Origin of the sequence: Streptomyces sp. H27-D2 (genome assembly GCF_035828615.1) — a bacterium.
Lineage (GTDB): Bacteria > Actinomycetota > Actinomycetes > Streptomycetales > Streptomycetaceae > Streptomyces.
Map to the genome: position 1 here is coordinate 14,766 of NZ_JAYMZR010000066.1, position 19,754 is coordinate 34,519.

The 19,754-nt window shown below is 71.4% G+C and carries 17 protein-coding genes; 14 read left to right on the forward strand and 3 right to left on the reverse strand.

Annotated elements, in window-relative coordinates:
• Nucleotides 1-100: 100 nt before the first annotated feature.
• From QMK28_RS23295 to QMK28_RS23355, 13 genes are all read left to right on the forward strand, one after another.
• Entirely contained in the window at nucleotides 101-2,065 is a 1,965-nt protein-coding gene (locus QMK28_RS23295; RefSeq protein WP_326441136.1) for a CoA-transferase, read from the forward strand.
• 13 nt (nucleotides 2,066-2,078) lie between these two features.
• The gene (locus tag QMK28_RS23300) at nucleotides 2,079-3,038 is read left to right on the forward strand and encodes a ketoacyl-ACP synthase III (protein WP_326441138.1); all 960 of its coding nucleotides are present in this window, start codon (nucleotides 2,079-2,081) and stop codon (nucleotides 3,036-3,038) included.
• 25 nt (nucleotides 3,039-3,063) lie between these two features.
• Nucleotides 3,064-4,077: a 3-oxoacyl-ACP synthase III family protein gene (locus QMK28_RS23305; RefSeq protein WP_326441139.1), complete on the forward strand. Its 1,014-nt coding sequence runs from the start codon at nucleotides 3,064-3,066 to the stop codon at nucleotides 4,075-4,077.
• A 92-nt stretch (nucleotides 4,078-4,169) separates the two neighbouring features.
• A complete protein-coding gene (locus QMK28_RS23310; protein ID WP_326441141.1) occupies nucleotides 4,170-4,976 on the forward strand; it encodes an SDR family NAD(P)-dependent oxidoreductase in 807 nt (268 codons plus the stop codon).
• A 112-nt stretch (nucleotides 4,977-5,088) separates the two neighbouring features.
• Entirely contained in the window at nucleotides 5,089-6,063 is a 975-nt protein-coding gene (locus QMK28_RS23315; RefSeq protein WP_326441143.1) for a 3-oxoacyl-ACP synthase III family protein, read from the forward strand.
• Between the two features lie 16 nt (nucleotides 6,064-6,079).
• Nucleotides 6,080-7,375, forward strand: coding sequence for a beta-ketoacyl synthase N-terminal-like domain-containing protein (locus QMK28_RS23320; protein ID WP_326441146.1), 1,296 nt, complete (start codon nucleotides 6,080-6,082; stop codon nucleotides 7,373-7,375).
• Nucleotides 7,368-8,957, forward strand: coding sequence for an SDR family NAD(P)-dependent oxidoreductase (locus QMK28_RS23325; protein WP_326441148.1), 1,590 nt, complete (start codon nucleotides 7,368-7,370; stop codon nucleotides 8,955-8,957). The genes QMK28_RS23320 and QMK28_RS23325 overlap by 8 nt, the downstream gene beginning before the upstream one ends.
• A complete protein-coding gene (locus QMK28_RS23330) occupies nucleotides 8,954-9,781 on the forward strand; it encodes an SDR family oxidoreductase (RefSeq protein ID WP_326441150.1) in 828 nt (275 codons plus the stop codon). The genes QMK28_RS23325 and QMK28_RS23330 overlap by 4 nt, the downstream gene beginning before the upstream one ends.
• A complete protein-coding gene (locus QMK28_RS23335; RefSeq protein ID WP_326441152.1) occupies nucleotides 9,778-11,433 on the forward strand; it encodes an AMP-binding protein in 1,656 nt (551 codons plus the stop codon). Before QMK28_RS23330 ends, QMK28_RS23335 begins: the two co-directional genes overlap by 4 nt.
• Nucleotides 11,430-12,401 (forward strand): amidohydrolase family protein, encoded by a 972-nt coding sequence (locus tag QMK28_RS23340; protein ID WP_326441153.1) that lies wholly within the window; start codon nucleotides 11,430-11,432, stop codon nucleotides 12,399-12,401. The genes QMK28_RS23335 and QMK28_RS23340 overlap by 4 nt, the downstream gene beginning before the upstream one ends.
• Before the next feature lie 64 nt (nucleotides 12,402-12,465).
• Nucleotides 12,466-13,812 carry an aminotransferase family protein gene (locus QMK28_RS23345; protein WP_326441155.1) on the forward strand — a complete coding sequence of 449 codons (1,347 nt, stop codon included), beginning with the start codon at nucleotides 12,466-12,468 and terminating at the stop codon, nucleotides 13,810-13,812.
• Between the two features lie 14 nt (nucleotides 13,813-13,826).
• Nucleotides 13,827-14,633 carry a class I SAM-dependent DNA methyltransferase gene (locus QMK28_RS23350; RefSeq protein WP_326441157.1) on the forward strand — a complete coding sequence of 269 codons (807 nt, stop codon included), beginning with the start codon at nucleotides 13,827-13,829 and terminating at the stop codon, nucleotides 14,631-14,633.
• A gap of 689 nt (nucleotides 14,634-15,322) precedes the next feature.
• Complete coding sequence (locus QMK28_RS23355; RefSeq protein ID WP_326441159.1) at nucleotides 15,323-15,991, forward strand: response regulator transcription factor; 669 nt, start codon at nucleotides 15,323-15,325, stop codon at nucleotides 15,989-15,991.
• Here the strand turns inward: QMK28_RS23355 and QMK28_RS23360 are convergent.
• From QMK28_RS23360 to QMK28_RS23370, 3 genes are all read right to left on the reverse strand, one after another.
• Nucleotides 15,964-16,803, reverse strand: a complete 840-nt coding sequence (locus QMK28_RS23360) for a crotonase/enoyl-CoA hydratase family protein (RefSeq protein WP_326441161.1) — start codon at nucleotides 16,801-16,803, stop codon at nucleotides 15,964-15,966. The genes QMK28_RS23355 and QMK28_RS23360 overlap by 28 nt on opposite strands.
• 206 nt (nucleotides 16,804-17,009) lie before the next feature.
• Complete coding sequence (locus tag QMK28_RS23365; RefSeq protein WP_326441163.1) at nucleotides 17,010-18,074, reverse strand: cation diffusion facilitator family transporter; 1,065 nt, start codon at nucleotides 18,072-18,074, stop codon at nucleotides 17,010-17,012.
• 226 nt (nucleotides 18,075-18,300) lie between these two features.
• Nucleotides 18,301-18,558 (reverse strand): chaplin, encoded by a 258-nt coding sequence (locus QMK28_RS23370; RefSeq protein ID WP_326441165.1) that lies wholly within the window; start codon nucleotides 18,556-18,558, stop codon nucleotides 18,301-18,303.
• 174 nt (nucleotides 18,559-18,732) lie between these two features.
• On the opposite strand from QMK28_RS23370, the gene QMK28_RS23375 reads away from it, so the two are divergent.
• Nucleotides 18,733-19,749 carry a glycoside hydrolase family 6 protein gene (locus QMK28_RS23375; RefSeq protein WP_326441167.1) on the forward strand — a complete coding sequence of 339 codons (1,017 nt, stop codon included), beginning with the start codon at nucleotides 18,733-18,735 and terminating at the stop codon, nucleotides 19,747-19,749.
• Nucleotides 19,750-19,754: the final 5 nt, after the last annotated feature.

Consider the following 19,754-nt stretch of genomic DNA (forward strand, 5'->3'; position numbering starts at 1 on the left):
TCCGGAACTGCGGAGCCTTGCACGGCGGAGCACCGAACGGCGGAGCCCAGAAACCGCAGCCAAACCGCGGAGCCGCGAAACGACAGAAGGGCAGGGCGGCATGAGCACGACGCGTTCAGCCGGTGACCGGCGACGCCCGGCCATCGTCCCCGACGTGGACACCCTGGTGGCGCGGCATGTGTCACCCGGCATGCACCTCCACCTGGCGATGACGCTGGGGCGGCCCAACGCGCTCGTCTACGCCCTCGCCCGGCAGTTCGCGGGCCGCGGCGAGTTCACCATCAGCACCTCGGCGGTGCACTCCGCCGCCCACGCGCTGACCATGTCCGACGCGGTCCGGCACATGATCACCTGCTTTCTCGGCGACACCTACCCCTCGCCGCGCCCCAACCCGCTCTACCGCGACCTCGCGCGGGGCGTCCCCTTCACCTCCGAACTGTGGTCACTGCTCAGCTTCACCCAGCGGCTGATGGCCGGCGCGATGGGCCTGCCGTACGCCGTCACCGCCTCGCTGAGCGGCAGCGACCTGGCCGACGGCAAGCAGGACGCGCTCTTCCGGCTCCCCGACCCCGGCGGCTCGGACCAGGAGGTCTCGCTGATCCGGCCGCTGCGCCCGGACCTCACGCTGCTGCACGGGGTCTGCGCCGACTCGCGGGGCAACATCGCGCTCGTACCGCCGGTCGGCGAGGGCGCGTGGGCGGCCTACGCGGCCAAGGGGGGCGTGCTGGCGTCCGTGGAGCGGATCGTGCCCGATCACGTCATCGACGAACAGCCGGAGCGGATCGTCATTCCCGGCCAGCGGGTGATCGCGCTGTGCGAGGCGCCGCTCGGCGCGCACCCGCAGTCGCTGCGCGGCGGCGGGATCGCCGGAGTGGCGGGCTACCACGACGACTACACCTTCCTGACCGAGCTCGCCGAGCGGCTGTCCACCGAGGACGGCGCGAAGGCGTGGTACCACGAGTGGGTCGAGGAGACCGGCAGCCACGAGGGCTACCTGCGCCGGCTCGGCGCCGAGCGCCGCCGCCAACTGGTGCTGCCCAGCCGCCCGGTCGCGAGGGACGGCGCGGCGGCTACGGGCGGTCCGGCGGCCCCGGACGGTCCAGCGGCCCCGGACGGCGCAGCGGCTACGGACGGCGCAGCGGCTACGGACGGCGCAGCGGCTACGGACGGCGCAGCGGCTACGGACGGCGCAGCGGCTGCGCCCGCCGCGGCCCGTACGGACGCCGAGGCCCGGCCCGCGCGGCCCACCGCCGAGCCCGCGGCGCGCCTGCCCGTCTCCCAGCAGGAGCGGCTGATCGTGCTCGGCGCCCGCGCGATCGCGGACCGGGTGACCGAGGACGGCTACGACACCCTGCTGGCCGGCATCGGAGCGTCCCACCTGGCGGCCTGGCTGTCGGCCGGGATGCTGCGGCGGCGCGGCGTCGAGGTCGCGGTCTGCGCGGAGCTGGGCTTCTACGGCATGGACCCGGAGCCGGGGGACGTCTTCCTCTTCAGCCAACTGCACGGCAACCGCTCCCAGTTGCTGGCCGGCATCCCGGAAATCCTCGGCGGCATGGTGGCGGCCAACGACGGCTGCCTCGGCGTGCTCGCCGCGGGCGAGGTCGACGCGGCGGGAAACGTCAACACGAGCAAGCTGTCCGACGGCCGCTGGCTCACCGGCTCGGGCGGCGCCAACGACATCGCCTCCACCGCGGACTGCGTCGTCGTCTCCACCGCCTCCCCGCGCAAGTTCGTCGAACGCGTCGCCTTCGTCACCAGCCCGGGACGGCGGGTGCGAGAGGTGGTGAGCCACTTCGGCCGCTTCCGCCGCGACGGACCCGGGGCGCCCTTCCGGCTGGCCACCTGGCTGCCCCTGGAGGGCGGCGGACCGACGCCCGCGCGGCGGGCGGCGGACCGGGTGAACGAGGCCGCGCCGGCCCGGCCGGTCCCGGCGACCCCGGCGGAGGCGGTGGCCGCGCTGACGGCCTGGCCCGTCCTGACGGACGGCTGGCTGCCCGAGCGGGGGATCAGCGACGAAGAGATCGCCTGGCTGCGAAGCCTGGACCCCGAAGGTTTCTACCGATGAAGGAGCACACAGCGTGAGTCGAGGAATCTGGGAGGGCCGGGGCATCGCCTTCGGCGGCTTCGGCCGCTACTTCCCCGAGCGATGCGAAGAGACCCCGGCGGACCTGCCGGCCGCCCCGGAACAGGAGGCGGCGATCCTCGGCGCCTCGCTGGGGGTGGACCGGCGCCATGTGGCGAACGAGGACGAGACGATCTCCTTCATGGCCGTGGAGGCCGGCCGGATGGCGCTGCGCGACGCGGGCCTCAAAGCGGATCAGATCGACCTGGTCGTCTTCTCCAGCTGGTCGCAGCGCAAGTACGCGCCGGAGGACGGGCCGAGCATCGCCCTGCGCCTCGGGGCCCGGCGCGCCCTGGCCTTCGACGTCTGCGCCGCGTGCGTCGGCTTCGTGCATGGCGTGCAGACCGCCGCATCACTGCTGAGCAGCCACGGCTGGCAGCGGGCGCTGGTGATCTGCTCCGACCAGTTCACCCAGCGGCTCAAGCCCGGCCGGCGGGGCTCGTACGTCGGCGGCGACGGGGCCGGGGCCGCCGTGCTCCAGGTCGGCCCCGCCGGCGAGCCGGGGCTGCGCGACTCGGTCGTGCTCAGCTACGGCGAGCACGCCGGCGTCTCCAAGGCCCGCGGCCCCAACGGCTGGACGGTGAGCCTGCCCTCGATCGCCGAGGTCGCCTCGGCGACCGCCGGCGAGGCCGTGGACCAGGTCCTGGGCCGCGCCGACCTGAAGATCTCAGACGTCGACTGGGTGCTGCCGCACCCCGGCTCGACCCGGATCGGGGAGCGGCTGCGCGAGCGCATCGGCGCGGACCCCGAGCGGGTGCTCACCAACCTGCGCCACCGCGGCCAGACCACCAGCGCGTCCATCCCCACCGCGCTGTCCGAGTTCACCGAGTCGGGCAAGCTCCGGAAGGGCGAGCTGATCCTGGCTCCCGCCGCCGGGGCGGGGTGGTTCTCCGGCGCCCTGCTGTTCCAACTCTGACGAAGTGATGAAGGAGCCCTTTCCCATGTCCGACGCACCTTCGCCGTCCCCCGTGCCGAATGCCGCCGTCCCTGTCCAACTGAGCGGCATCGGGCACTACTTCCCCGGCGACCCCATCACCAACGAATACTTCGAGGGACTCCCTGACCTCGACGTCGACGACGCGTGGATCCGCGAGCACACCGGCGTGGAGTCCCGGCACTGGGCAGGGCCGGGGGAGCGGTTCGCCGAGATGGGCGTCAAGGCGGCCCGCCTCGCGCTCAAGGACGCCTGCCTCGAAGCGTCCGACATCGACGTGGTGATCGGGACCAGCGCCACCGCCCGCCCCCGGGTCAACCCCTCGTCCATGGGCAACAACTACATGGACATCTCGCTGCCGGTACAGCGCCAGCTCGGCGCCCACGACGCGTTCTGCTTCGACGTCACCTCGGTGGCCTGCGCGGGCTTCCTGTACGCGAGCGTCGTCGCCCGCGGACTGCTGGCGACCATGGGCCTGCGCAACGCCCTGGTGGTCTGCGCGGAGAGCCCCAAGGCCATCCTCAATTTCCGCTACAAGAACTCGGCGCTGTTCGGCGCCGGGGCGGCTGCCGCCGTGTGGACGGTGCCCGAGGACGGGCGCAACGGCATGCTCGACGTCGCATTGCGTGCGGACGGCCGTTACTACGACGCCTTCGACATCGACGAGCAGGACAAGATGGTGATGCGCGGCGGGGTGCTCGGCGAGGTGACACCGGGCATGCTCATCGACGCCGGCGAGACGGTCCTCAAGCGCAACGATCTGACGGCCGATCAAATCGCCTGGTGCGTACCGCACCAGGCCAACGCCAACCTGCTGTACCCGGTCGCGCAGCACCTGGGCATCCCGCGCGAGCGGGTGCTGCTGAACCTCCCCTCCCGCGGCAACACGTCCAGCGTGGGCATGCCCGGCACCCTCTCCGAGTTCGTGCACAACGGCACGGTGCAGCCCGGCGAACTGCTGCTGGGGGTGAGCATCGGCCGTGGCATCAGCTGGGGAGCGATGTTGTTCACATACCGCTGAATTCCCGGGCGCGCGCAGGGCGTTCCCGGGCGAGCGCACAGTGCGGCGAGACAGATTGCGGCGGGACACAGTGCGGCGAGAGGTGGAGATCCGTGTCCGAGGTCAGGAACGCCATCGTCACCGGCGGCAGCAGAGGGCTGGGGCTCGCCGTCGCGCGACGCCTGGCCCGCGACGGCTGGCGTACCACGGTGGCCGGCCGCGACCCCGAGAGTCTGCGCAGGGCGAAGGAGGAGGCCGAGGCCGAACAGCTCGAACTGCGCACCGTGCAGGCCGATGTCACCTCGGAGGACTCGGTCCGCGAACTGTTCGCGAAGGTCACCGCCACCGAGCCGCTCCATCTGTGCGTCAACAACGCGGGCCGGAACCTCTCGCGGCTGCTGGTCCGCGCCGCGCGCCCCGGCTCCGCTGCGGCCGAGCCGGACGGTGTGCTGCGGCACTCCCTGGAGGACTGGGAGAACACGGTGCGGCTCTGCCTCACCGGCGTCTTCCTGGCCGGCCGGGAGGCGGCGGCCGCCATGATCCGGCACCAGGTGCCCGGCGCCATCGTCAACGTCTCGTCCGGCCTCGCGGGCGGCGCCTACGGCCAGTCCGCGTACACCGCGGCCAAGGCCGGGGTGGAGGCGCTGACCCGTACCTGGTCCTACGAACTGGGCGAGTACGGCATCCGGGTGGTCGGCGTCGCGCCGGGCGTCATGGACGGCCAGGCGCTGCACGACAAACTCGCCCGGCACCCCGAGCACGCGCGCTACATGGAGCGGCTGAAGAGCACGATTCCGCTCGGGCGCTGGGCGCAGGAGGACGAAATCGCCGACGCGGTGTGTTTCGCCGCGGAAAATCGATACCTCACCGGATCGGTCATCCGAATCGACGGCGGAGGGCCCCCCGGATGGGTTCCGTGACGGTTTTCGTGAGCCCTGTGTTTCCCGTGAGTACTTCCGGTACCAGCACTGAAATGGAAAGGGTACTTGAGGCATGATGTCCGCCGACAAGCAGCCTTCTAACGTTCCGGGTATGACGAATGGCCACAGCGGAATCTGGGGTGACGCGGGAATCCGGTTCACTGGATTCGGCCACTACTTTCCGCGCGAGACAATCCAGAACGAAAGCTTTCAGGACGCGACCACGAGCGTCGTCGAGGACAGAGTCATCGGCGGCATCGGCGTGCGGACCCGGCACCGCGCCGCCGACGACGAGACACCCACCTTCATGGCGTCCGAGGCCGCACGGCAGGCGCTCGCCGACTCCGGCACCGACCCGGCCGAGATCGACCTGGTGATCGTGAGTCACTGGACCGACCGCAACTACCGCGACGAGGTGGGGGCGCTGACCGCCGCCGCGATCGGCGCGAACAACGCGATGGCGTTCGAGGTGGCCGGCTCGTGCGCCGGATTCATCCAGGCCGTCCACACCGCCGGCGCCTTCCTGACCTCGCCGGGGAAGTACCGCAAGGTCCTCGTCGCGGCCAGCGAGCGGGTCACCCGGCGGGTACGCCCCGGATCCAAGGGCGCGATGCTGGTGTCCGACGGAGCCGGCGCGGTGGTGCTCGAAGCCTCCCCCGGCGGCGAGCCCGGCCTGATCGACTCGGTCTTCCACACCGACGGCAGCCTCGCCGACATGTCCGCCGCGTACCCGCCGCACGGCTGGGTCAAGAGCCACCCCGACCTCAACGACGTAGCCCTCGACCACATCCGGCGCGCGGTCCAGGAACTGCTGGAGCGCAACAAGCTGTCCATCGACGACATCGACTACCTGGTGCCGCACTCGGGCACCGAGCCGCTCGCCAAGGGCATCCAGCACAGCCTCGGCGCGGACCCCGCCCGGGTGCTGACCAACCTCTCCTTCCGGGGCAATGTCTCCAGCGCCTCCATCCCCAGCACGGTGTCCGAGCTGAAGCAGCGCGGAGTCCTCAAGCCCGGCCAACTGCTGCTCTCCCCGTCCATCGGCGGCGGAGTCTGGTGCTGGGGCGGACTCCTGTACCGGATCTGATCGGAGGAACGCCGAGGTGAGCACAGCAAGGGGCCCGCGGGACGCCCTGGTGACGGGAATGGGATTCTGCCTCCCCGGACCGGACGGCATGACGGCGACCACACAGCAGTTCTGGGATGTCATCGCGGGCGGAAAGTCTTTCCTGAAGCAGGATGACGGCTGCTATTTCGGCAATGTGAGCATCGTCGAGAAAGATATCCAGGAGAAGCTCCCGGAGATACCGGAGCGCTATCTCGAAAAATATTCGGACCTCCATTTCTACGGACTGCTGGCCCTCCTGGAGGCCTGCGCCGACGCCGGCTTCGACTGGCGGGCGGGCGACCTCACCGACGCGGCCCTGCTCGTCGCCAGAAACGGCAGCGCCGACCTGGTCCTCGACTCGTACCTGCCGGTGCTGCTCGCCGACACCGAGCGCACCACGCCCCAGCAGGCCCGCGCGCTGCTCTTCCGCAACGTCCTCAACGCCGTGCTCTCCGACGTGGAGGCCACCCAGGCGGGACTGCTGCGCACCACAGGCCCCAGCTACACGCTGTCCTGCGGCTGCGCCTCCTCCTCGGTGCTGCTGGGCAACGCGGCTCGGATGATCGTGGCGGGCGAGGCGGACATCGTGCTGGTCACCGGCGCGGACTACTGGCGCTACGACCGGCTGCGGCAGTACGCGGCGCTGGAGGAGCGCTCGGTGACCTCGCTGGAGCCGCAGACCGCGACGCTGGTCGACGAGCCGATGCGCCCCTACGACGAGCGGGCCGCGGGGCTGAACTACGGCAACGGCGCGGTGACGATGATCGTGGAGAGCCGCGAACACGCCGAGCGCCGCGGCCGGGGCGGCTACGGGCGGATCTTCGGCCAGTCCACGAGCCGCAACGCCCAGTCCAACCTGGCCATCGACGGCAAGGGCACGGCGGCGGTGCGCGCCGCCCGGCTCTGCATGGAAGGCCGGGTCACCCCCGACGAGATCGACTACGTGAACGGCGGCGCCACCGGCGACCGGGCGTTCAACGCCATGGAGGCCGAAATCATCTCCACACTCTTCGGCGAGCGGTCCGCCGGACTGCCGGTCACCGTCCAGGAAGGCTGCTTCGGCCACAGCGGAGCGCCGCTGGGCAACATCGGCGTCGCGGCCACGCTGCTCATGATGAACCACGGTCAGGTGGCCCCGACGGCCAACTGCGAGATCCCCGCGGCGCTGTGCACCTTCGACCCGGTACCCGGCCACCGGACCGCGCCGCTGCGCATCGAGCGCGCGCTCAGTCTCAACTACACCATCGGGTCCGTCGCCAGCGCGATCCTGCTGGGCGGCGCGGATGCCTGAGACCGTGATCGACACCGAGTCCCTGCGCCCGGTCGGCCCCGGCGTGCTCCTCGAAGGCGACCCGGACGCCCCGGCCGGCCGGGCCGTCGCCCGCGCCTGGCAGCGGTACGGGATGGAGGTGCGCGGCGGGGAGCCCGCCCCGGACGCCTCGCCCGGCGGGGAGTCCGCCCCGGATGTCTACTGTGTCGTCGCGATCGGCAACGAGGCGCTGGGCGCCCCCCGCGACTCGGCGCCGCTGCCGCGCGAGCGGGTGGCCCGGGTGCTGGAGGCCATGTCGGCGCGCGGCTTCGGCCGCGCGGTGCTGGTGACCGACGCCTCGCCGCACATCCACGACGACGCCGACCCCGACCTGGCCGCCCGGCGCGCCGCCGACCTCGCCTGGTGGCAGCACCTGGCCAAGCGGTGCGCGGCTCGCGGGGTGCTGGTCAACACCGTACGGGTGGGCTACGCGCCCTTCCTGGGCCATGAGTTGGACGCCGCGGCCGAGGAGGAACTGCTCCGGCATCTGATCAGCCGCCGCCCGGTGCGGCCCGCCGAACTGGCGTCGGTCCTACGGCTGCTGGCCTCCCGTGGCTTCGAGAACGTGGCAGGCGAGACCTTCCCGCTCGACGGCGGCCTGGACGCCGGCTTCGTCCCGATGCCCCGGCCGGCCAAGCCCGGCAAGGCGTCGGGCGGCCGGCGCGAACCGGAGCCCGTCGAGGCGGACGGCCCCGACCCGTTCGGCTTGGGCGGACGGGTGCTGCTGGTCACCGGGGCCAGCAGCGGGATCGGCGCGAGCATCGCCCGCGAGGCCGCGGCCCGGGGCGCCGACGTGGTCCTGGTCGCCCGCCGCAGGCCGGAGCTGGAGCGGCTGGCCGAGGAGGTCCGCGCGCTGGGCCGGCGGGCCTGGGCGCTGCCGGCCGACCTGTCCGTCCCTGCCAGGGTGCCCGAGCTGATCAAGGAGGCGTGGGACGCCGCGGGTGGCATCGACGGCCTCGCCTACGCGGCCGGCGTGGTGTCCTTCGACGGTCCCGGCGACAACTCCGCGCACCGTGAGCGGCTGCTCGCGCTCAACTCGCTCTCCTACGCCGCCGCGTGCGACGCGCTGGTGGAGCGCTGGTCCGGCGAGCGCCGCCCCGGCGCGGTGGCCGCCGTCTCCTCGCTCGCGGCGGTCAGCGCGCCCGTCGCCAACCTGGCGAGTTACGGCATCAGCAAGGCCGCCATGGCCCGCTACACCTCGCACCTGGCCACCACCGCGGCCCGGCACCGGGTCAGAGCCAACTGCGTACTGCCGGGCTTCGTCCGCACGCCGATGACCGACGTCACCAACCCCGCCTTCCTGGAGTCCACGCTGCGGCTGGTCCCGACCGGCCGGATGAGCGAGCCGGGGGAGATCGCCGCGATGATCTGCTACCTCCTCAGCCCGGCGGCCGACGGCCTCACCGGCGCCCAACTCCGCGCGGACGGCGGCGGATACAGCCTGCTCGGACTGCCCGCGCTCGGCGGCGCACGCGCCGCCGACGGGCCGCCGACCGACGGGCCGCCCGCCGAAGATCCGTACAGCCACACACCGGACCGTGACGAGAAGGGAGGCCGATCGTGAGCGCGAGCAGGCCGCTGGAAGGCAAGGTGGCGCTGGTCGCCGGGGCGTCGTCGGGCATCGGGGCGGGAATAGCCGAGGCGCTCGCCGCCGCCGGGGCGGACGTGGCCCTGGTGGCCCGCAGGGAAGCCGAACTCACCAAGGTGGACGCGGCGGTGAGCGCCCACGGGGTGCGCACCCTGGCGTACGTCGCCGACCTCGCGGACGAGAACGTCCCGCAGCGGGCGGTGGACGCCGCTGAGGCGGCGCTGGGCCCCGTCGACATCCTGGTGAACAACGCCGCGCTGGCCCGCACCGGCCCCATCCACGACACCGCGCCCCGGCACTGGGCGCAGGCGTTCCGGCTCAACCTCGACGTGCCCTTCCTGCTGAGCCGGGCGGTGCTGCCCGGGATGCGCGAGCGCGGCTACGGCTGGGTCGTCAACATCAGCTCGGAGGGCAGCCTGCTCCAGGCCGAGTGGTCGGCCCCGTACTCCATCACCAAGCGGGCGCTGAACGCGCTCACCGCGCAGATCGACCTGGAGAACCGCCACCTCGGCGTCCGGGCCGTCGGCATCTGCCCCGGCTGGGTGCGCACCGACCTGGCGCAGTCGCCCGCATCGCTCGGCGTCCCCGAGGACGAACTGCTCTCCCCCGCGGACATCGCGGACGTCGTGCTGTGGGTGGTCACCCGGCCGTCGACGGTCAGCGTCGGCCCCATCATCCCGGTCCGCCCGGTGAGCAAGAGCGCCCAGACGGTGGCCAATTGGGAGCTGTACCTCCGGGAGATGAGGAGCTACGACACGTCCGGGGGCCATCTCATCGACCTCTACGGAGAGACGCGATGACGCTGCCGGCAGACGTGGTTCTGCCCCCGGGAGACCCCCGAGTGCCCTCGCGGGAGCAGTGCGTGGTCGGCTCACTGCTCGCCGAGCGCGCGCGGGCGCACCCCGCCCGGGTCTACGCCGTCTTCGAGGACGGCGGCAGTTGGACCTACCGCGAGGCGTACGAGGCCGCCGCCGGGACAGCCGTCGCGCTGCACCGGCAGGGCGTACGCCGGGGCGACGCCGTCCTGAGCTGGCTGCCCAACGGGCGGGACGCGCTGCGCGTCTGGTTCGGCGTCAACCTGCTCGGCGGCGTGCATGTGCCGCTCAACACCGCCTACCGGGGGCGGCTGTTGGAGCACGTCATCGCCAACTCCGGCTCCCGGCTGCTGGTGGCGCACGGCCGGCTGGCCCAGCGGCTCACCGGCGTCGACCCCGGCGGCGTCGAGCAGGTGATCGTCCTCGGCGACGCGACGGAGCACGGAGCGCCCGAAACCGGAGCGCCGCGCGCCCCGCGGTTCCTGGGCCCTGAGGCGCTGGACGGCGACGCGGCCGACTTCAGCCCTCCCGCCGACCCGGTCGAGCCATGGGACACCATGGCCGTGATCTACACGTCGGGCACGACCGGGCCCTCCAAGGGCGTCCTGGTCTCCTACGTCCACCACTACTCGACGGTGACCTCGCTGACCGACGACGAACTGGTGCCGGAGGACCGCTATCTGCTCAACCTGCCGCTGTTCCACGGCGGGGGCACCGAGGTCGCGTACTGCATGCTCTTCTGCGGCGGCTCCATCGCGGTGGTGGAGGGCTTCGACACCCACGAGTTCTGGGACGTGGTCCGCAAGACGCGGGTGACCATGTGCACCCTGATCGGTGCGATGACCGACTTCCTGGTCGGACTGCCGGCCGGCCCGGACGACCGCGAGCACACGCTGCGCGCCGCCTGCGTGATGCCGCTGACCCGCGAGGCGCTGGAGTTCGGGCGGCGGTACGGCGTGGACGTCTACACGGGCTTCAACATGTCCGAGACCTCGGCCCCGCTGGTCTCCGAACTCAACCCGGACCGGGTCGGCTCCTGCGGACGGCCGCGCCCCGGCGTGCAGTGCCGGGTGGTCGACGAGCACGACCTCGACGTGCCGGACGGCACGGCGGGCGAGCTGATCGTCAGGGCGGACCGGCCGTGGTCGATGTTCCACGGGTATCAGGCCATGCCCGAGGCCACCGTCCGGGCCTGGCGCAACGGCTGGTTCCACACCGGCGACGCCCTCTACCGGGAGGCGTCCGGCGACTACTTCTTCGTCGACCGGATCAAGGACGCCATCCGGCGCCGGGGCGAGAACATCTCCTCGGTCGAGGTCGAGGCCGAGATCCTCGCGCACCCCTCGGTGGCCCAGGCGGCGGTGGTGGCCGTCCCCAGCGAGTACGCCGAGGACGAGATCCTCGCCGTCGTGGCGCCGGTCCCCGGCGGGACGGTGGAGCCCGCCGAGCTGATCGAGTTCCTGCGCCCCCGGCTGGCCCACTTCATGATCCCGCGCTACCTGCGCACGCTGCCGGAACTTCCCCAGACACCCACCGGCAAGGTGCTCAAGGCGGACCTGCGCGAACAGGGCGTCGGCGCGGACACCTGGGACCGCAGCGCCGCCGGCGTCGAGGTCAAGCGGGAGCGGCTGCGGTGACGGGCCTGCGAGGCGCCGTCGACATGTGCGCCCTGGTCCACGACCGGGAGTCCTGGCGGACCTACTTCCGTGCCCTGGGCGCGCAGGCCCCCTCGTATCTGCACGCCTTCGGCCGGCACCTGACCAGCGTCTTCGGCGTGGACCACGCGGAGTACCGCAAGATCCTCGGCGACGGTGACCGGGGCGACCAGGAAGCCGCCATCGGCCTGCTGGTTGCCGGGCGCCCGGCACGGATCGACCTCGCGGACCACCTCGCAGGCATGGACCGCGACGGGATCGCCCACCAAGTGGTCATGGGCATCTCGGACGTCACCGCGGACGGCGACAACGTCAACACCAGAGTCGCCGCCCTCGCCGCCCGCGCGCCGGACCGGATGACGGCCTGGGCCGGCATCGACCTGTCCGACCCGCGCGCGGCCGTCGCCGAGATCGGACGCTGCCACGCGCTGGGCATGCGGGGCCTGGCCATCACCCCGTTCTGGCAGGGGACCGACCCCCGCGAACCGCGCTACGACCAGGTCTACGGGGCCGCCGAGGACCTGGGCATGCCGATCTGGGTGCACACCGGCCATCACTTCTCCCGCCGGCCCGCCGAGGTATCGCACCCGCGCAACGTCGACTGGATCGCGGGACGCCACCCGAGGCTCCAGGTCGTGGCGGGCCACGCCGCCTGGCCGTGGGTGCTGGAGATGATCGCCATCGCCCAGCAGCACCGCAATGTCCACCTGGAGTTCTCGTCGCACCGGCCGAGCTGGATGGCCCGGCCGGGCTCGGGATGGGAGCCGCTGCTCCTCTACGGCCGGACCACCCTGCGCCGCAAGGTGATGTTCGGCTCCGCGACCTGGGTCCACTCCGTGCCCGTGGGAACCATCGTGCGGGAAGTGGCGGACCTGGGCCTCGGTGAGGAGGTCACGCACGACTGGCTCCACGGCAACGCGGCGCGCCTGCTCGGCCGGGAGGGGCACTAGCCCGTCCGGGCCGGCCCCGGCGGCGGCGCCCGTGGTGAATACCTACTAGTTGGAGGAACCTGCCGTGATCAACCCCGCGCAGTATTCGATGTGGAACAGCGGAGTGCCACGCCCCTATCTCAAGGCGCTCGCCCCCGAGGACATGCTGACCGAGGCCGAGGGCGTACGGGTGCGCGACGCCGGCGGGCGGTGGTACCTGGACGGCCGGTCCGGGTTGTGGAACACCACGCTCGGCTACAGCAACCAGCGGGTGAAGGAGGCCATCAAGAACCAGATCGACCGGCTGCCGTTCGCCAACAGCTACGGCTACGGCCGGCCCGCGGAGGTCACGCACGAGTGCGCCAACGCGCTGGTCGCCCAATTGCCGGACGGCATCGACTGGATCAGGTTCGCCAGCAACGGCGCGCAGGCGGTGGAGACCGCCGTCCAGCTCTCCCGCTTCCTGCGGCTGCGGCACGGACACCCGGAGCGCTCGGCGGTCTTCGCGATGTGGGACGGCTTCCACGGCCAGGGCCCCGGCGCCGGCATGGTGACCGGCGTGTCGTACCTGCACCACCACACCGGCCCGATGCTGCCCGGCATCCACCACGCGCCCGGTCCGTTCTCCTCCCCGAACGCCGACGGGGTCAGCGAGATGGAGCGCGCGATCAGCGAGTTCGGCCCCGAGCGGGTCACCGCGGTGATCGTCGAGCCCATCATCGGCGAGGGCGGGCACATCCTGTCCAACGAGTACCTGGGCTCGCTCGCCCGGTTCTGCCGCGCCCACGACATCCACCTGATCTTCGACGAGATCGTCACCGGCATGGGCCGGGTCGGCGCGTTCACCCGCGCCGAGCAGATCCCCGAGGTCACCCCGGACATCATCACCCTCGGCAAGGGAATCACCTCCGGGTACGTCCCGATGTCCGCGGTGGCCATCCACGACCGGCTGTACCAGCAACTGCACGACAACACCACGGGCGAGTTCGCGCTCAGCGTCGGCTCGACGAATGACGGCCACGCGGTGGCCGCGGCCGCCGCCCTCGCCGTCATCGACGTCCTCACCAAGGACGGCGTACTCGAGAACGTGCGGCAGCGGTCGGCCGACCTCGTCACCGGACTGGGCAAACTCCAGGCCCGGCACCCGGAGATCACCGCCATCCGCTGCCAAGGGCTCATGTGCGGCCTGGAGTTCGGGGACGAGGACGGCGCCCCCTGGGCCCCGAGCGCCGCCAACAAACTCCGGCTGGCGCTGGAGAGCCGGGGCGTCCTGAGCTCCAGCCTGCGGGTGGCGCCCAACCTGATGCTCATGCCTCCGCTCGTCGTCACCGAAGCCGACGTGGCGGAGATCGTAGAGGCCCTCGACGGGGCGATCACCGATGTGAAAGCCGGGCGTCACCCGGAATCCGGATTCGCGAAGGCCATGGGATGAAAGCGAGTGATGGCATGACCGGCACGCAGAAGACCAGCCGGCAGGTCCAGGAAGAGGCGGCGGCCGAATGGGACCGCTACGCCGACATCTGGGACAGCTGGACCCCGAACGACCGCCGCGACGACGCCGAGGAGGCCGCGGACTTCCTGGCCGAGCTCGCCAACGGCGGCACCGCGCTCGAACTCGGCATCGGCACCGGCCGGGTGGCCCTGCCGCTGGCCGAACGCGGCGTCAAGGTCAGCGGCATCGACGCCTCGCCCGGCATGATCCGCAAGCTGCGGGAGAAGGAGGGCGGCGACAAGATCGGGATATACGAGGGCAACTTCGCCGATGTGGACGTCAAGGAGGACTACGACGTCATCTTCATCGCGCTGGCCACCCTGTTCGTCCTGACCACGCAGGAGGACCAGGTGCGCTGCTTCGCGAACAGCGCCGCCCACCTCAACCCGGGCGGTCGGCTCGTGGTGCAGAACATCGTGCCCGACCTGACGAATTATCAGCGCGGCCGGTACAACGACTTCGACACCACGGCGCCCTTCCGGGTCTCCGGCCGGCTGGCCGGGCACCCGAGCATGGCGTGGTTCGAGATGAACACGGTCGACCCGACGACGCAGACGATCAACCGCACCGATGTGATCGTCAGCGAGAAGGGCAACCGCATCATCGCCGCCACGATGCGCTTCGCCTGGCCGCCGGAGCAGGACCTGATGGGCCGGCTGGCCGGACTCGAACTGGAGGGGCGCTGGGGAGGCTGGCACCAGGAGCGGTTCACCTTCGACAGCCTCAACTCGGTCTCGGTGTACCGCAAGCCGACCGAGTGAGCCGACCGTTCCGGCCCGCGCCGAGCGGCTGCCGGAACGCGTGACTCCGACACTCCCAGTACCGTGGTGAGCCGGGGACCCTCCCATCCGGGACGGTCCCCGGCTCACTGCGTTCGCCACGGTCGCGGCGGCGGCCCTTTCGCCGCTGCCGAAGATCGCCTGGAGCGAGTCGCGGAACCGCTGGTCAGCCGCCGGGAGGGGGCGTTGTGAGCCTCTGCGGTCCGGACCAGGGGCCGGGCGGGCCGCCTTCGGGTCTGGTCACGATGCGGTACTCGCAGTACTGTACGAGCTATCGTACAAAGTACGATGAGGGACTGTCCCGGGCCCGGCGCCGATGACATTCTCTAGTTGCCCGGTCAAATGATGGGCATGCCGGTAAAAGGGGGAATGGCTGATTCTGGTGCTCGCAGACCGCTATAGCAGGGCGATCGCGTTACTGTCGCGAGCGTGCGGGATAAAGCGGAGCAGAGGCAGCGCGTGACCGGCCTGCCTCCTCCGGGCGCGGGGATGACCCGCCCGTCCGGACCTCACCCCATGACCAGTCTGAGTGCTCACTCTCCCTCTGCCATTTCCCTCCTCTGTCGCGTATCCGTGAAATGTGAAATGCGGACTATCGCTGTGGGGTTACCGGTGACGGCCGATGTACTGCTTCTGAGGGGTCATCCATGTCAATGTTGAGTGTACTTGCGGTGGACAATCATCCCGTAGTTCGTTACGCGTTGACGTCACTGCTGAAATCGCGAGCCGCATGGACGGCTGAAGCCGCCTCGGCCGAGGAGGCGTGGAACAGCATCAAGACCCAGCCCCCCGATGTGATCGTGCTGGAACTCGAGTTCGACAGCGGCATCAACGGGATCGAGCTGTGCAGGCGGGTGAAGACCTTGCAACGCGCGCCGAGGGTACTGGTGTTCACCGGTGACAGCTCGCCCGGCGCGGTGGTCGCCGCCATCTCCGCGGGGACCGACAGCTATCTGCACAAGAGCGTCGGATACGACGAGGTCGTCGAGGCGGTCGAGAAGACCTTCCTGGGCCAGCGCCTATGGGTGCTGGACGGCAAGGACGGCGGCCCGATCGACACCCGGCCGGTGACCAATGACGTGCTGACCGCCATGACGCGCCGTGAGGAGGAGGTGTTCGGTCTGGTACTGCGCCGCTACACCAACGAGGAGATAGCCGAAGAGCTCTCGCTGGCGCATCAGACCATAAAGAATCAAGTCAGCAGTGTCCTGCGCAAACTGGGGGTGAGCGGCCGGCGCGAGCTGTTCCGCAAGTACTCCTCGCAAGCGGGGGCGCCGGGCCAGAGCGGGTGTTCGGAGCAGCCGAGTCCGTTCTACGGCCTTCCCGCGGCCGGCGGCTGACCGCCGCTCCGGCCAGCAGCACGACCGTCCACGAATGCCTTGGCGCCTTCCCGGGCAGTGGCCGATTCCAGGAGCGGTGCGAGCACCTCCCGCTGCCTGTGGAATTCGTCGGCCAACCGCCGGTCACGGGCGCCCGCGAGCACCTGCTTGGACGCCGCGACCGAGCGTCCGGTGTTCGCCGCGATCGTCTTGGCCAACTCGTAAGCGGCGTCGATCGCCGTGCCGGGCAGGGCCAGCCGGTTCACCAATCCGAAGTCGTACGCGCGCTGTGCGCTGATGGGCTCGCCGGTGAGCGCCATCTCCATGGCGATGTTGGGCGGGATCGCGCGGGGCAGTCGCAGCAGGCCGCCCGCGGCCGCGGCCAGGCCCCTGCGGACCTCGGGCAGGCTGAACACGGCGTCGGAGGCGGCCACCACCAGGTCGCAGGCGAGGACGAGTTCAAGGCCGCCGCCGACGGCCGCGCCCTCGACGGCCGCGATGAGCGGCTTGACGGGCGGCGCCTCGGTGAGACCGCCGAAGCCGCGGCCGGGGAGGGAGGCGCGCTCGCCGCGCGCGAAGGCGGACAGGTCCATGCCGGCGCAGAAGCAGCGGCCCTCGCCGCCCAGCACGCCGACGCTGATGTCGGGCCGGGCGTCCAGCTCGTCGAGGGCGGCGGCCAGCCGCTCGGCGGTGCCGCGGGTCAGGGCGTTGCGTACGCGGGGCCGGTTGAGCCGTATCACCAGTACGCCGTCGCGCTCGTCGACGAGTACGTCGTCGGCTCCGTCGGCTCCGCCAGCCGACCGGTCCTGAGCGCCCACCGATGCCTCGGCCACTGCCCCGCCTTCCGCTGCGTGACGTACTTCGAAGTACTCGGAGGCTAGTGCCGGATTCGGTCGACGCGGTACGGCCCGGGGGTACTCTTTCGCGGCCTCAATCGGTACCGCCGATATCTTGCGTGTCCCCTCCCGTGCGCCCGTACTTCCCCCGGGGGCACGGGAACGGACGCCGGACCGTGCCGCGGCCCGGCGGCGGCGTCGCCTCAGTGGTCGTGCGGCCCGGCGCTGTGCACCGGCCCGTGCGGGTCCTCGCAGTGCGACGGTTCCACGACCGCGCCGCCCGGACCCGCGACGCTCAGCAGCCGCGCGGGGGAGTGGTCGACCTGCAGCGTGGTGTGGGTGATCGCGTAGTCGGCGCGGAGCATTTCCTCCAACTCGCGGCGCACGGTGTGGCAGGCGCTCTCGGGGGTGACCAGGACATGCGCGGAGAGCGCGGACTGCCCGGAGGTGATCGTCCAGACGTGCAGATCGTGGATCTCGGTGACCGAGGGCCGGCCGGCCAGCAGATCGCCGATCTCGTCGGGGTCGAGCTCGGCGGGGGCCGCTTCGAGGAAGATCCGGCCGGAGTCGCGGACCAGGCCGTAACCGGCCTTGGCCATCAGCACCACGACCAGCAGCGTCGCGATGGCGTCGGCGCGGGCGAAGCCGGTGGTCACCACGATCAGTCCGGCCGCGGCGGTGCCGATGAAAGCGAACAGGTCGTTGAGGATGTGCTGGTAGGTGCCCTCGACGTTGAGCGAGGAGCGGTTGGCCTTGGAGATGCACCAGGCCGCCGCGAGGTTGACCACGATCCCGGCCAGGGCGGTGACCAGCATCAGGCCGCCTTGCACGGCCGGCGGGTCGATCAGCCGGTGGACGGCTTCGTAGCCGAGCCAGGCGCCGAGCAACAGCAGGGTGAGGCCGTTGGCCTGCGCGGAGAGTATCTCGGCGCGCTTGAGACCGTAGGTGAAGCCGCCGCGGGCCGGCCGGGCCGCGAGCCGCATGGCTATCAGCGCGAGCACGATCGAGGCGGCGTCGGTGAGCATGTGCGCCGCGTCGGAGAGCAGCGCGAGGGAGCCGGCGATGAGGCCGACGACGACCTCGACGGCCATGAACGAGGTGATCAGGGCGAGCGCGATGGCCAGCCAGCGCCGGTCGGCGTCCACCGACACGCCGTGCGCGTGCCCGGCGTGCCCGCCGGCCCCGTGGTGGCCGTTGCCGGCCGGGTGTCCGGCGGCTCCGTCCGCGGCCGTTCCGCGGCCGTGACCGTGCCCCTTGCGTGCGCTCATGGCGGTGCGCCTCCCCGATCCAGCGTTCGACCTTTGACCTTCGGCCCTCGCAGTGAAGCGCACCTCGCGCAGATCGGCAAAGGCTGCATCGGTGTCCGTTGTCATCTTCGATAACAAGGCTCTGACCTGCGGCGACGCGGATCAGCCGGAGACGCCGCAGCCGACGCCAGCGGGCCGGGCCGTCGGAGGGGGACGCTCCGACGACCCGGCCCTCTGCGGTGGTGAATCAGCGGTTGACGCAGGTGTTGCCGATCGCCGGGTTCAACAAGCCGATCGCGTTGACGCTGTTGCCGCACAGGTTGACCGGGATGTGGATGGGGATCTGGACGATGTTGCCGCTGAGCACGCCGGGGGAGCCGATCGCGGCAGCCGAGGCGGACGCGCCACTCGGGTTGTCATGCGCGGAAACAGTACCGGCGGCACCCACGCTGAGGGCACAGCCGGCGAGGGTCAGTGCGGCGGCCTTGGCGACTCGGTTCTTCATAATTTTCCTCTCGGGAATGTGGATGCGGCACTCTTCTCAACGATTCGCATTTGCCGAGGGTGCACATGTCACCCAATTGGGCCTGTCGGGCGTGGAAGTGCGTGCAGGGTTGGACTGAATTGTCCGTGCATGGGTGAGAGTGGGGTGGTTACACGGGACGAGAAGGAGGCTTGGATGGCCGGGGAACGTACCGGGAGAACCATTGCGCGCTATTCACGGACCATGGCGCTGTGCGCCGCGCTGGGACTGTCGCTGAGCGGCTGCTACCTCATCGGGAGCAAGACGCCGCACACGGACGCGGAGCTCTGGGTGAATCCGGAAACCCCCGCTGCGCAGCAGGTCCTGCAATGGCGGCAGCAGGGACGGGACGGTGACGCGGTGGCGTTGCAGTGGCTCGCGGACCAGCCGATCGCGGAATGGATCGGGGACGCGCCCGGAATTCGGGCACGGCACATCACGGAATCCGCGGCCCGCGCCGGGAAAACTCCGGTGCTGGTCGCCTATCACATTCCGTATCGTGATTGCGGCAGCCACTCCGCGGGCGGCGCGGCGGGCGCGGACGGCTACCGGAAATGGGTCAAGGAATTCGCGTCCGGAATCGAGGGCCGAAAAGCGATCGTCGTGCTCGAACCCGATGCCGTCGCACAGGCGGTGGAAGGCTGCGTCCCGGAGGGGCTGCGGGCGGAGCGGCTGGGTCTGCTGAAGGAAGCGGTCGTCACGCTGTCGGCACTGCCGGCGACGCGGGTCTATCTGGACGCGGGGCACTCGGGCTGGGTCAAGGACCGCGCCCGGCTCGCGGAGGCGCTCCGGCTGAGCGGCGTCGCCCAGGCCGACGGCTTCGCGCTGAACGTGTCGAACTTCCAGTCGACCCGGATCTCGATGACGTACGGGGACCAGCTCTCCGAGGCACTCGGCGGCGCGCACTACCTCGTCGACACCAGCCGCAACGGCAATGGCCCCGTCGACCCCGAGACCAGGGCCGTCGACCGGGCGAGCGAGCGGGAGTGGTGCAATCCCCCCGGCCGGAAGCTGGGCGAGCGGCCGACCACCCGCACCGGATTCGAGAAGGCGGACGCCTTCTTGTGGATCAAGCGCCCCGGCGAGTCGGACGGGCCGTGCAACGGCGGCCCCCCGGCGGGCCAGTGGTGGGCGCAGTACGCACTGGGGCTCGCCCAGTCGGCCGGGGGGTGAGGGGG

Coding starts and splice junctions, on each gene's coding strand:
- QMK28_RS23295 (WP_326441136.1), top strand. CDS start 101: ATGAGCACGACGCGTTCAGCCGGTGACCGGCGACGCCCGGCCATCGTC.
- QMK28_RS23375 (WP_326441167.1), top strand. CDS start 18,733: ATGGCCGGGGAACGTACCGGGAGAACCATTGCGCGCTATTCACGGACC.
- QMK28_RS23350 (WP_326441157.1), top strand. CDS start 13,827: ATGACCGGCACGCAGAAGACCAGCCGGCAGGTCCAGGAAGAGGCGGCG.
- QMK28_RS23325 (WP_326441148.1), top strand. CDS start 7,368: ATGCCTGAGACCGTGATCGACACCGAGTCCCTGCGCCCGGTCGGCCCC.
- QMK28_RS23315 (WP_326441143.1), top strand. CDS start 5,089: ATGACGAATGGCCACAGCGGAATCTGGGGTGACGCGGGAATCCGGTTC.
- QMK28_RS23335 (WP_326441152.1), top strand. CDS start 9,778: ATGACGCTGCCGGCAGACGTGGTTCTGCCCCCGGGAGACCCCCGAGTG.
- QMK28_RS23370 (WP_326441165.1), bottom strand. CDS start 18,558: ATGAAGAACCGAGTCGCCAAGGCCGCCGCACTGACCCTCGCCGGCTGT.
- QMK28_RS23305 (WP_326441139.1), top strand. CDS start 3,064: ATGTCCGACGCACCTTCGCCGTCCCCCGTGCCGAATGCCGCCGTCCCT.
- QMK28_RS23365 (WP_326441163.1), bottom strand. CDS start 18,074: ATGAGCGCACGCAAGGGGCACGGTCACGGCCGCGGAACGGCCGCGGAC.